The 13548-nt window shown below is 37.8% G+C and carries 9 protein-coding genes; 3 read left to right on the forward strand and 6 right to left on the reverse strand.

Features of this window, described 5'->3' with window-relative positions; genetic code table 11:
• Window positions 1-43: 43 nt before the first annotated feature.
• From BUE84_RS24065 to BUE84_RS00375, 6 genes are all read right to left on the reverse strand, one after another.
• Entirely contained in the window at window positions 44-3868 is a 3825-nt protein-coding gene (locus BUE84_RS24065; protein ID WP_099049826.1) for a hypothetical protein, read from the reverse strand.
• Between the two features lie 7 nt (window positions 3869-3875).
• The gene (locus BUE84_RS24605; RefSeq protein WP_079240046.1) at window positions 3876-6059 is read right to left on the reverse strand and encodes a hypothetical protein; all 2184 of its coding nucleotides are present in this window, start codon (window positions 6057-6059) and stop codon (window positions 3876-3878) included.
• Window positions 6060-6070: 11 nt separating this feature from the next.
• Window positions 6071-6829 (reverse strand): leucine-rich repeat domain-containing protein, encoded by a 759-nt coding sequence (locus tag BUE84_RS24610; protein ID WP_079240047.1) that lies wholly within the window; start codon window positions 6827-6829, stop codon window positions 6071-6073.
• Between the two features lie 225 nt (window positions 6830-7054).
• Window positions 7055-7225, reverse strand: coding sequence for a hypothetical protein (locus tag BUE84_RS24295; RefSeq protein ID WP_158521333.1), 171 nt, complete (start codon window positions 7223-7225; stop codon window positions 7055-7057).
• A gap of 236 nt (window positions 7226-7461) precedes the next feature.
• Window positions 7462-8499 (reverse strand): patatin-like phospholipase family protein, encoded by a 1038-nt coding sequence (locus BUE84_RS00370; RefSeq protein ID WP_079240049.1) that lies wholly within the window; start codon window positions 8497-8499, stop codon window positions 7462-7464.
• A 191-nt stretch (window positions 8500-8690) separates the two neighbouring features.
• The gene (locus BUE84_RS00375) at window positions 8691-9191 is read right to left on the reverse strand and encodes a M15 family metallopeptidase (protein WP_079240050.1); all 501 of its coding nucleotides are present in this window, start codon (window positions 9189-9191) and stop codon (window positions 8691-8693) included.
• Between the two features lie 226 nt (window positions 9192-9417).
• Between BUE84_RS00375 and BUE84_RS00380 the strand changes: the two genes are divergently transcribed.
• The 3 genes from BUE84_RS00380 (at window position 9418) to BUE84_RS00390 (ending at window position 13547) form a co-directional block, all read left to right on the forward strand.
• Window positions 9418-11001 carry a Na+/H+ antiporter gene (locus tag BUE84_RS00380; protein ID WP_079240051.1) on the forward strand — a complete coding sequence of 528 codons (1584 nt, stop codon included), beginning with the start codon at window positions 9418-9420 and terminating at the stop codon, window positions 10999-11001.
• Window positions 11002-11156: 155 nt separating this feature from the next.
• Window positions 11157-12455 (forward strand): Y-family DNA polymerase, encoded by a 1299-nt coding sequence (locus BUE84_RS00385; RefSeq protein WP_238594337.1) that lies wholly within the window; start codon window positions 11157-11159, stop codon window positions 12453-12455.
• Window positions 12456-12686: 231 nt separating this feature from the next.
• Window positions 12687-13547: a hypothetical protein gene (locus tag BUE84_RS00390; RefSeq protein ID WP_079240053.1), complete on the forward strand. Its 861-nt coding sequence runs from the start codon at window positions 12687-12689 to the stop codon at window positions 13545-13547.
• Window position 13548 lies beyond the last annotated feature (1 nt).

Genomic DNA, 13548 nt, shown 5'->3' on the forward strand with positions numbered 1-13548 from the left:
GTAAAAAAAGCGGTGATATTTCACACCGCCATTAAGGTAAATTCTATCCAACAATTGTGGTAGGCAATGTCGTAGCCCCATCACTATGTGACAATTGTGCATCTTCATCTAATCTGAAGCTTGTTTCAAACTCCAATTCTGATGGGTTTTCACAATTTTTAGGATCATTTTCCGGGAAAATCGGTAATGGCTGATTTACCGGAAGTCCTGTAGATTTATCCTGAAGGATTGTTAAGGTAGTAGGGATTCTGGTAATCCAGTATTTACCTTGAGGTTCTCCGGTTGGCTGTCTCATTTCGTCCACGATACTCATGTACATTGGATCTCCGATTACCGGAACAGAACCGCCATTCCAGATTATTCCTGTTTCAAGGAAGAACTGAACGGCTGCTTCGAAACCTGGTTTTACGGTCACAATAATTCTTGCCATACCCGCCTGTAAGAAGCTTCTGAACAATGGATCCATACTTTCACTGATGTAGAATTCCTGCCAGCTCTTACGGTTAGCCCAATAGTATGGATAGAAGGTATAATCCATGATTTCCCATTCGAATGCCTGTTCCATAAACTTAGCAAGGGCTGTATATCTGTCCAGATTTTCATTCAGGTATACCTGGAAATTATCCATGGTTGTTTTCTCATCAGCACCGTTTGTTGTTTCCTGGCCAAGTGTATAAAGGTAATCCTGTAATAAATAAGCGATACAGTTGTGCTTTAAGACATCATGTTCCATATAACGATAGAAAGTATCCTGTCTTTCTTTAAGCTGAGCTTCTTTTTCTTTTTGCTCTGCGTCTAATCTGGCCTGATCTTCCTGGAATTTGGCATAAGCAGCTTCATAAGCTTTAATAATTTCGTTGAAGCTATCTGTTTTCCATTTATTGATGAAAGCATCACTTAATTCACAATTTACAACTACTTTGATGGTATAACTTCTTACATTGTGTCCTTTCACCTGGAAAGTTACATTACCTGTGATATTAAAACCGGATGATCCTTCGCTAAAAACAAGGTCTCCACCACGTTCAGAACGGCCAATCATATCTCCTTTTAAGTTAGAGAAGAGTACTTCAGAATAACGTGATCCTGACCATCCGCCACCTCTGTTTCTTGTTGATACGCAGTTGAAACTTGCATTTTTTCCGGCATAGTTATCCGGGATGGTAAATTGGGTATGATCAATTCCAAAATCGTCATTTGTCTGAGGAACGCTAGACGCAGTATGAATAACTTGTTTGGTTGCTTCCGGGAAAGCTTCTAAAGTTACTCCATATTCCTGAGCCCAATGCTGGATCTGTATAATCGTTGCAGATTTTGGATCTGCCATTAACCATGGTTCCGGTGCTTTTCTAGGATCTACAGGGGCTTTAAGTACCTGAGCTTTGGCAACAGTAAGAGCCAGACGGTGTAATCTTGAAGGTTCAGGAACCATAAATTCAAACATGGTACGTTTACCATAGTTGTAGATCTGGTTTTTCATTTTCTTGTCGATCCATCTGTAAACTCCGGTAATGTGCTTAGGCTGTGCTGCTTCAGCATTATCAGTATTGGTTACTTTTCCTCTGTTGTCATATTCATGAACATTGGTTTCTGTATATTCTTTGATGATTTTCTGAACTCTTTCTTCCGAAATTTTAGTAAGAACTCTTTCCATTGCTCTTTCCGTGATTTCCTGAGATTTCATCACAGCTTGTCTTGTACTGTCGTGCTGTGCCGTATTATTGGCATAGTCTGCTCCGATTTCAAACTTCATGGCACTGTCATTTCCATAGCTGAACCTTGTGTAGGCAGAAATACTTTGCTGCTTCTCAATTTCTTTAGCAACTTCGGTCTGCATATCTGTTCTTGACGTTTTGGAAGTATCAGACATCTTCTCTGTTTCCTGAGATTTGGAAGTTGTATCTGTAACTTCAGAATATTCTCTGGAAACGGAAGATTTGTGTCTCAGCTCACTTGCCATAACGTTCTCAATATTGGAAACCTCTCCAGGAACGTAAGCATGAACACTTTGCACTACTTTCATATAATCGGCTACTCCAAGTCTTTTGATCCCGAAATTTTTACGTTTTTGGATGGTACCTGGCTCAGGTGTACCTGGGTTTTCAACGGCTGCACGCTTCAATGTAAGCATTCCTGTAAGGTTCAGGTCTTCTTTTGGATATTGTGTAGCAATCTCTCCATAGGCTACGCTTCCGTTATCAAAAATGATTTCTATTTTGAAACTAAAACTGCCTCTGAATCTGTCTACTAAAGCTGCAGGTAAGGTAATCTTATTATCTATCACAGAAATATTGCTGTAGTTTTCTTCAAAGGTTCCGGCAGCATCTGTTGTGGCTGTAATTTTAGCATTAGCAACACTCCAAGAAACATCTTCGACTTCAAAAGAAAAATTAACAAATCCTCTGCTCCCTGACACCCTGTAAGAGCTGTGTGCATATAAGCTGTATGCCATCGGCGTTCTGGCTGTATTTTGAATAAGGGGAATTGAGGCTCCACCAATATTCGCGTACTGTTGTTCGGGAAGCGGACTGTTTTGAAGAGCAGTTTCCATGGAAGAAGAAATATTACTTTTTACAACAAGTAAAGCATCTGCATAGCTTTCTATCTCATCATCAAGAACAATAGTCTGAGCACCCATTCTCAAAGTATCATGTGAAAGGATCTGAAGACTGTCTGTATCTTCAGCCAGAGCAACTAATCCCGTTGTAGATTCACCGAAAAGCTCAACAAAAAGGTCGAAAGATTCCGGAGAAAGTTTTGCCTGCAAATCCTCTAAATTGATTTCATTTTTGTACGTAAATACAAACGGAATAACTTCATATTCCTTTAAAGTGCTGTAAAGACGTTCTTTTTCTTCCTCAGACATGTCCGGAGTAATTTTGCTGTCTACTTCGGCTAATTTTCTGTCATAGAGTTCTAAACGCTCTTTGTTTTCTTCCATATATCTTGAATACGCATCCTGATAGGCCTGATGTCTGGATTTATGGAATTTTTTCTGAAGTTTTTCCAGCTCGGAATTTAGTTTGCTCAAAGATTCTTTTCTGTGGATCGCTTTACTGGATACAAAAGAAGCTCTTGCTTCAGATTCTAATCTTTGAATCGTTCTTGCTGCCAAAGCTGGTTCAGAACCTTCAGTACTTCTTGAAGCCACTGAAGAAACGTTTTCGGTATCTTCTGAAAACAGGATAGTTGGTAATATAATTTTCCCATCCAATGCTTTTTCCAATGGTTTTTCTCCATTAATCTTGATAATTTCCTGATCCGTAAGATCCTGATTGCTGGCAAAACCAAGCTGAATAGCCATGAGAACGTGGCTGATTGCTTCTTTAATATAGAAATCTTCCTGGGTAACAATTTGATGAATATAATTATTCCAAAGCTGGGAAAATATAGCAATTCCTTCTGTGTTTAACTGTCTGTTGGTGTTAATAAGGCTTTTGTAATAATCTGTAACGAAAGCTAAGTCGGCACTGTCTAATGTTTCTTTTTTAGAAAGCTTTCTTCCAATCACAAGAAGATCTTTAAATGCACCTTCCTCAATTTTCTTTTCACTTTCGAACCCTACATTGTTAAACTCCCCTGCAACCCTTTTCATTGCAGCAAATTTTAACGTTTTGGCAGGTCTTCCTGCTACTGCTGTATCAAAAATACCCGTTACTCCCTTAGGTCTGTGGATAAATCCTAAGTTTTTATCTTTAGTTTCTGTTAATTGTGGGTTTCTCAGACTTACAAATCTGAAAAGTGATTGTGATGCGTTATTGGTTGTATTCATAGGGTTTGTTTCTTTATAATTAATAATTCCTTCTCCTACTAAGGATTTTCCAACGGTAAATGCGGATTTTGCTGTTGATGTATTGTTTGTTGGCATTTTGTTTTTATTTTTTTGTGTATTCGAGAGTTAGAGTAAACGAGTTGATAAGAGAATAATCGTAATCAGGTGTATTCAACAGTTCTATAATAGCTCTTTCTCTTTCGATTGTGATATAGGCTTTTGTTCTCCATTGGTTACCTGCAAATGCCGCTTTGAGATCATCCCATTCTGTAAACATTTCGTTGGAGATAATGGTTTCAAGGTCTGGGAATTCAGGTCTTAAATCAATTTCACCTGTTCTTGGAATCTGATCCAGATACAAGGTTTTTTTATAAACAGGCTTACCGTTGATCCATTTTCCACCTGTTAGCTCTTCTTTGGTACTGTAAGAATGCTGTTTGTCTGCATATTGTTTCTGGATGTAATCATTTTCCTGTGCATTGTCTCCGAAATAAGTTTTAGAACTTAATCCTCTGGCATTTGACACCTGATGTTCTACCATGACAGGTTCATCAGGATAATTACTTACCATAATTCCTTTTCCGTCAGAATGATCAGTGAAACTTGTTAAAGAAGCTCCGGCATTGCTTAAACTAAGTTTTGCACCATAAGCTCTTGCCAATACACCGTAATCTTTACTGACATCTAAATTCGATTGTATAGAATTATCTACACTGCCTGATGTGATCAAAACTCCACTTGGAAAGAAACCTACCTGGCTTTTAATTCCGTCCTGAGTATTTATTTTATAGAGAAGGGATTCAATTTCCGGTGCTTCGGCATTCTCAAATTGGATATGACCAGACACGGGATTGTTAACTTCTGTTCCTGTAAGCGGAATGCAGTTTTGGAAGTCAGAAAGATTCTTATATCCAAATACATTATTGGCATTTAGAACCGCTACTTTTGTATAGGTGTTATCTGCTAAAGGGGTTCTTTTTGCAGAAACCACAGCGTCAAAATCCAATGTTCTTGCAGCAAAGTCTCCACCGATTAAAGGCGTTACAAAATCATGACGTCTTGCTACCGGATTGGATTCAATAACCAACTTGTTGAATGTTGAACCTCCTAACGGTGCATTACAGCCGATAACTACATTGTTATCCCCCCAAACTCCCATAGCATGAGTTGTAGAGGCAGCATTATATCCAATAAAAGTGTTGTAACCCCATGCACCAGATCCTGTTGCTTTCCCATGAATATTTCCGGCAAAAGCACCTAAGAAAGTATTCTGAGTTCCATTAGTTAAGGAATAAGCGGCACCAAGACCAAGAGCCGTGTTATTGGTTCCGGTAATATTTTTGTTCCCTGCTTCATCTCCGATATATGTATTTCCGTTTCCTGTTGTTGTTTCAGTTCCCGCTTGTGTTCCGAAAAAAGCATTGAAATTACCCGTTGTAAGTTTAGTTCCACTTGAAACACCGGTTGCGGTATTCCATCTTCCTGTGGTGGTTTCATTTAAAGCATAAGAACCAAGGGCTACGTTATTTGATCCTGTGGTTAACTTTGATAATGTATTATAACCAATTCCCAGTCCGTAAGCTCCGGTGTGATCCGTGTTTAAATTTCCAAACCAAAAGGAATAAGTGGTAGGATTGAAGTTTATTTCACCTGCTCTGCCCTGGCTTGGCTGGAAAATAATAGGTTTGGTTGTTCCGTTGCCTCTGTCAATGACATTCTGTAAATTATCATTTCCGCTAAAAGTCGGTTTATCGGAAAGATCATTGTAACTGCCTGTTACAGCCACTTTTTTTACAGTGACTTTTTCCTGTCCTTCCTGTGATAATGTTACACTTCCATCAGCATTGGTTGTAGGAATGATGCTGAATTCCGAGAGATTGATGTGAAAGGCTGATCCGTCATTCTGGGTAATGATAATACTATTTTGAGACGCATCATATGAAGCATTCTCAATACTGATATCACGGGTTACCAAACTGCTTAAATCTACGGATTTGCTTTGCTGGACACCATTCTCACCCGTATAAAATACCGTTAAGATATTTCCATTTAATTGCGGAACCTGAATAGCTGTCTGAGTTTCAATTTTTTCTTTCCAAAGCTGAGCATTCTGCGGATTTATATTGGATGCATTTGCATCTGCTTTTTTAGACAAATCATAATCTAATTGATCTGCAGGAATCTTTTCATCTTTGTGCCAATAGGAATCATGCCACTCCCAGAATTCTTCCTGTACCGGAATATCTCCGTTTTCGAAATATTTTTTTAATTCTTGTTTTGTTTTCATTTGCTTAAAGTTTAATTGATCAGTTTTCCTCCTACAATTTCCACAGTACTGTCAAAAGAATAAGGAGTATAGGAGGTATCAGGTCCTAATGTTACTTTTGTAAGCTGGTTATCTCTGAAAGCATTGTTTTCAATCTTGAGGACACTATCGGGAATAATCACTGAGGTGAGCTGATTACTGACAAAGGCATCAGATCTAATTTCCGTTACTCCATTGGGAATCTCAACAGATGTCAGTTTATTGACAGAGAAGGCACCTTGTGAGATAATTGTTATTCCTTTAGGGAGACGGATTTCAGTCAGTTGGTTGGCTGTAAATGCTTGTATTCCAATATGGATAACGCTGTCCGAAATAAATAAAGATGTCAATTTGTTATTGTAAAATGCCCAATTGGGGATTTCCGTTACCTTGGGAGGAATTTTAAAGGTGGTCAAGCCGCCGTTACTAAATGCACTTTCCTGAATACTTGTTACGGAGTCAGGGATTTCTACATCAGTTACCTGCAGACCTGCAGTGAAATTTTTGGGAATAGTGAGTGTTCCTTCTTTTATTACAATTTTTCTTTTTGAAAAGAAGGTTAGTGAAGCATTTTTATCAGCATCCATTTCAGCATAAAGTATGTTGAATGTACCATTCTCCAGACCTGCAATCTTCCGCATGTCGATTTTTTCATCTTTATGCCAGTACGAGTCCTGCCATTCCCAAAAATCTTCCTGTTTTGGGATATCTCCATTTTCAAAATAGAGTTTTAATTCTTCTTTTGTTTTCATAAAACGTTGTGTGATGGGTTAATAAATTGGGTGCTGTGATCTGCTTTTATTGGAGCAGGCTCACTTTTGTGCTATATTTTCAGACATAGTTCTGGCTGTTCAGCATTTTGTGAATGGTGAATTCAAAGAAATTGAGAATGTTTAATGAGATTGCTGTACGGTTATTATAGAGATTTCAAAAATGATGTTGAACAGCGGCAGAACTTGTCGTGTATTAATTTTTATTTAAAAAATATCTTCTTCGGGTATTCCTTTTTCAAAATCTTCCCTGAAGAAGTTTTCAATGTCAATGAGATAGTTTTCATAGTCCATCTCAGCATTTTCGATATCGCTCCATTCTATCGTATAGAGATCTTCATTGAAGAGTATATCGGTATTGTGATCTGGTGTTTCCATGTTTTGTGGGATAAGGTGTTGGTTATATTTTTTTGAACATATTTCAGGCTGTTCAGCATAGGAGAATGTCGAATTCAAAGGCTTTTAAAAGTTTTTAAGGATTGTTGTTTTGTGTCTTTCTGATACTCCAAAAGTAGTGAGGCAAAGCGACAAAACTTGACGTGTTTTAAAAAGATTTTTTTAATTTTTAAATATAATCTTAATAGCTTATATGAGTGGGTTATAAGGTAAAAAGCTTATATTTTATTTTTAATGAGTTTCTGAACAATCTGGTTCAAAGTTTCTCTGTGATCATCAATATAACTCAATCCGGCTTGTATCAGATTTTCAATATTGGATCTTCTTACATTATCCATTGCAGGAGACGCATTTTTCAGTGAAGGATTCAATCGGTAATAGTTTTTTTGATTTCTAAGTCCCAGCGTCTGAAACATCTGTTCCAGCTGATAATCCACTGTTTCTGCGTTGGCAGACATCAAAATGTCGACGATTGGACTTACCCAGCCAATTTTTCCAGCCTTTTCCAGTTTTTTAAAAGAATAAGGTCTTGCTTCAATTCCTGTTCCGATAGAGACAATGATCATGTCATTTACGCTTGGATGATTGGCTTTCTGATGGTTTTTTAAAACTTCTGCAAAAGGAATCTTTCTTGCTTCTGCATAAGCACAAAGTGCGGGATTATTAGCAAACATTCCTCCATCAATCAAGCTGAAAATCTGCCCATACATGGATTTAATCTGAACAGGACTAAAATACGTAGGAGCCGCTGAAGTCGCTCTGCAGATATCTCTTACATAGAAATTGTCTGTGCTGAGGCTGGCTTTCCACGAGTTGAAAAGTTTTGCCCTTCTGTTCTCTATGTCATAACTTGTTATTAAACATGGTTTTATTAATTCTTTTAATTCTAAATTTCCAAAGAAATCATTTAAGTTTTTTTCAAGAGCTTCCTGAGAAATTCTTTCGTTCAATAATCCGAATGGATTGACCAGTTTTTCCCAAAAGGAAACCTGGAAGATGTCGCCGCCCTTTTCAGCATATAATTCCAACCCTTTTTGAATGGAATATTTTGCTTTTCGGGTTTCATCAGGAGAGAGAATAATAGAAGCAATCAGACCTCCGGTGCTGCTGCCCGCTACCAGATCAAAATAATCTCCGAGCTTGGCAGTCGGCTTATCATAATACTGAAGCTGTTCTTCTATGTAACGCAGAATAATGCAGGTTACAATTCCCCTTATTCCACCTCCGTCCAAAGAAAGAATGGTTGTCTTTTTCATGTGATATTTTTAATGGTTTGTTAAAAGGACACATGCAATCTTAAATCTATAGAACCCTATTGACTATTCAGAAAATGTAGAGATTCCATATTGAGATTTCATTGCTTTTTCTGTTGTTTTCTTATAAAGCAAAGGTAGTCTGAGGAGGCGACAGAACATGTCGTATTATATTTAATTTCAAATAAATGACACTAAAAAATAACGTAATTCTGTTGGTCTTTTGGCATCTTCAAAAGCGTTCTCCAACTGGTTTTTACAGAGCCTTTTTTAGAAGGAATTGTCTTCTTTTCGAAGTGGGGAAGGTCTTTAAATGTTTTCCAGTTTCCACCCCAATCCCAGCCGTGACGGGCAAAAATTTTCACACATTCGTACCAGTCTGCAACTTTGTCATTATCCCAGTCCTTTACGGTATCCCAGCTTGCGGTTTTTCCGTCAATCATCAGGCAGATGTCTACGGCAAGTCCATAATTGTGGATGCTTTGTCCTGCCTTTGCATTGGTTACCTTTTTTCCTGAAGTAATTCTTCCGATGGCATAAAGTTTTTCCTGCTCTTCAAAAGATCGTAATCCCTGAGTGATTCGTATCTTGGCTCTTCCTGTAAGGGCTTCGTCACATTCCTGTATAATTTGCTTCACTTCCTCTCTTACCAACGGGTGAAGTTTCTGAATCCTTTCTAAGGTTACTTTGTCCATATTTCTTATTTTGTTATAGAACAAAAGTATAGCGCAGAGGCGACGAAACTTGACGTGTTTTATTTAAAATTCTATAACATTCAACCTTAAGCAAAAACATAATAAGAAAAGAGATTTAACGACAGGTAAATTGATCTGTACACTTAAAAAAATGATAAAAAATTGGTTTTAAATTTTTAAAAATCAAATAGAAGTAGTAAATATGATGGATAAAACACAATAGTAAATGCATACGATCCTACCTTTTTTATTGGCCATGGTTGCAGCAATTGTACTGCTCAATATGTGGGCTACAAAATTAAAAATTGCTTATCCTATTTTGCTCGTTGTATTCGGGCTGCTTGTTAGCTTTGTACCAGGTCTTCCGGTGGTAAAGATCAATCCGGATCTTATCTTTTTTATTTTCTTACCTCCTCTTTTATTTGAGGCTGCATGGTCTATTTCCTTTAAAGAAATGAAACGATGGTGGCGCATTATCGGAAGTTTTGCCTTTTTAGTAGTCTTTTTTACAGCACTGGCAGTGGCGGTGACGGCCAATTACTTTATTCCCGGATTTACACTTGCTCTCGGGTTTTTGCTGGGTGGTATCGTATCTCCACCTGATGCAGTGAGTACAGGAGCGATCATGAAATTTGTAAAAATACCCTCTACTACTTCTGCTATTCTGGAAGGAGAAAGTTTATTGAATGATGCTTCCTCATTAATTATATTCCGTTTTGCTTTGATTGCTGTAGGAACCGGACAATTTATATGGCAGGAAGCTTCATTAGACTTTGTATGGATGATCATCGGAGGTGCCGGAATCGGTTTACTATTGGCATGGATCTTTGTACAGGTTCACAAAAGACTCCCTACAGAAGCTTCTTCGGATATTGCATTAACGATTATTGAACCTTATCTGATGTATTGGATAGCAGAACAGTTCCATGCCTCCGGAGTGTTAGCTGTAGTTTGCGGAGGTTTGTATATGTCCAGCAAACGATTGATATTTCTCAACAGTACCAGCCGAATTATGGGCTATAGTGTATGGCAGAGCTTTGTATTTATTCTGAATGGTATCGTTTTCTTAATCATCGGGCTTGAACTTCCTGAAATTGTTGGTGGGCTTCGGTCAGAAGGAATTCCTTTGAGAATAGCCATCCAATATGGAGTGCTGGTGACCGGTATTCTGATTGCCGCCAGAATCATAAGTTCTTATGCTGCTATGCTGGCTACATTGATTTTCCGGCCAAGTGTTGCTCCCCGTGCTTCTTCGGCAAGAAGACGGCTGTTGATGCCTTTGATGCTTGGATGGACCGGAATGAGAGGTGTTGTTTCATTGGCTGCTGCACTTGCCATTCCGATTACCCTTGAAAACGGACTTCCTTTTCCCAACAGAAATCTTATCCTCTTCATTACTTTTGTGGTGATTCTTCTTACATTACTTGTACAAGGACTTACCTTGCCATACTTCATCAAATATGGACATGTATTTGATGATTTTACAGATGAAGAGAAAGATAAAAAGGCCAGGGAAGAAATAAAACATCAACTGAAACAGCATGTTTATCATTTTCTTAAAAATAAGCATGAAAATGAACTGAACAGCCATGCAGGATTAGAAAGAATGCTGAAACAATGGGAGGAAAAGATCCAGACCAATAATACTGAATGGATGAATGAAAAGACCAAAGATATCTTTTTTGAAATGCTGGAAAGCCAGAGACAGTTTCTTTCAGAATTGAATAAAGATATTTCTGTCAACGAAGAAATTATCCGCCATCAGCTCTATCAGCTGGACCTTGAGGAAGAACGGTTAAGAATGATTTAAGCTATATCATGATTTTTGTTTTTGAAAACAAAACTACAGTGCTAATGCGACAAAACATGTCGTATTATAAAATTTTATTCATTTGTTTTTCAATGTGTTAAATGTGATGTTAATTGTGGCTTAAAAGATTATTTTATTCTTTAAAAACTATAATTTTGTATAGATTTTCCTATACAATTGTCATGTACGCTTTGGTAGATTGTAACAATTTTTTTGTTTCCTGTGAAAGGACTTTAGATCCTGATCTTGAAGGCAAGCCCGTTGTGGTTCTTTCCAACAACGATGGATGTGTTGTGTCCAGAAGTAAAGAAGCAAAAGATCTTGGAATTCCTATGGCAGCTCCTGCATTTAAGTACAAAGAGCTTTTTCAGAAACATGATGTGAAAAGTTTTTCTGCAAAATTTGAACTGTATAATTATAAAAGCCAGCAGGTTATTAATATTGCCAAATCGTATGTCATTGACCATGAGGTTTACAGTATCGATGAGCTTTTTCTCGATTTGACAGGATTCAAATATATTGATATGTATGAATATTGTCTTAAAATCAGGAATGAAATTGATGAGAAAGAAAATATTCCCGTAAGCATAGGAATTGCACCCACCAAAACATTATGTAAAGTGGCAAACAGAATCGTAAAAGAATTTCCGGATAATTTTAAAGGGGTGTATATTCTGGATACTCCTGAAAAAATTGAAAAAGCTCTGAAATGGCTCAACATAGGAGATGTATGGGGAATAGGACGAAGGCTTGCTGCCAAAATGAATGATAGTGGGGTGTATAAAGCATGGGATCTTCTTCAGAAACCTGAAATGTGGGTTCGAAAAGTGATGGGAATTCATGGCGTAAGAATGATTCATGAATTAAGAGGAATTCGGCAGTTGGAACTGGATGCTCCTTCTCCCAAAAAATCCATTGCAGTGACCCGAAGTTTTATGCAGATGCTTACAAAAAAAGAAGAAGTAAGGGAAAGAGTAGAAACGTTTGGAATGTATTGCTCGGAAAGACTGAGAAAGCAGAATACCTGCTGTAAAATGATTACTGTTTTTGTACAGACTAACCGATTCAGAAAAGATTTACCCGAATACAAAAACGCAATGACCAGAATTCTTTCAAATCCTACCAATTCGTCCATCTTAATTGGAAGAGTGGTCAATGAACTTTTTGAGGCGATTTACAGAGAGGGATTTCATTATAAAAGAGCAGGAGTAATGGTGAATGATTTTGTTCCTGAAGATCAGAGACAGATCGGCCTTTTCGAAGAAGATATTCAAAACCAGCATCTTCCTGTGATGAAAGCTATGGATGCGATGAACCGAAAATTTGGAAAAGATAAAGTACGCCTTGGAAGCATGAGCGGAGAAAATACTTTTGGACGTGCAAAACTCTCCCCGGAATATGAAGCTTTCCTGAAAAAAAATACATTACCGGAAGCGAATTTCAGATTTCATTAAGACTTAAATTTGTCTTCAAAAACATAAATTCTTTAAAAATTTCTATTGAAATGAGGGTTCGATTTTATTTTAAATAGTAAAATTCCGTATTTTGATAATGTAAAATACTGTTTTATTTTGTTGTTTATCAGTTGATTGTGTGTTTGTGGTAGAGGCGGGACTATTGCAGGAGATCTGCTTTTACATTTATCTTTGGCCAAGAATTGTACACGTTTTAAAACCACAAATTACATGAAAAATCTAAGTATTTTGATGAAGGGAATACTGTTTCCTTTGTGCTTCTCGATAAGTTATTCAAAAGCGCAGGTAGGTATTAATACTTCAAACCCTCAAACCACTTTCCATGTAGATGGAGCAAAAGATAATCCCTCATCCGGAGCTCCATCTTCTATCCAAATAGCTAATGATGTTACTGTCACTTCTGCCGGAGAAATAGGGATTGGAACCTTAACGCCAGCTGTTAAAATAGACACACGTTCAGCATCAAATTCAGACAACTCAATCGGAATAGGAGAGACCAGCCAGACCGCCTCAGCGGCAGGTGGAGGAGCTGTAAGATATAATCCGCTGAATGGTGGAAAGATGCAGTATTCCGATGGTGTGATATGGCAGGACCTTATTTCTTCCCCTACCAAAGCGGTAGTTGTTGCCAATCTTCAGGCAGCTAACTTTGCGGTAAAAATTCCCTATCAGGTTTCTACAGGTGTTGCGGGATGGACGGAAGTTTCCGATCCAACAGGAAATTTTACTCCCGGAACAGGTATTTTTATCGCTCCAAGAACCGGAGTGTATCTTATTTCTTTTACCTATGACTTTGTAAGGATTCCTATCGTTTCAGGCTACTTTTCCGAAGCAAGATATGTTGTGAATGGAAATACTACGGTAAAGAAATGCGTAAAATCTTATTCCAATATTTCAAAACAGGCACAGGTAGCCGGATCGTGTGTTGCCGGAGTTCAGCTGAACAAAGGAGATACGCTTCAACCTTATATCTATCAGTCTGTTTATAACGGAAACCTGAGCCTGAGAACAGATACATCTTCTGCAAGCAATGAATATGGCTTTGTAAACCTTTCTATTTTAGAACAATAAC

It is taken from the genome of Chryseobacterium indologenes, from assembly GCF_002025665.1.
Classification (GTDB): Bacteria; Bacteroidota; Bacteroidia; order Flavobacteriales; family Weeksellaceae; genus Chryseobacterium; species Chryseobacterium metallicongregator.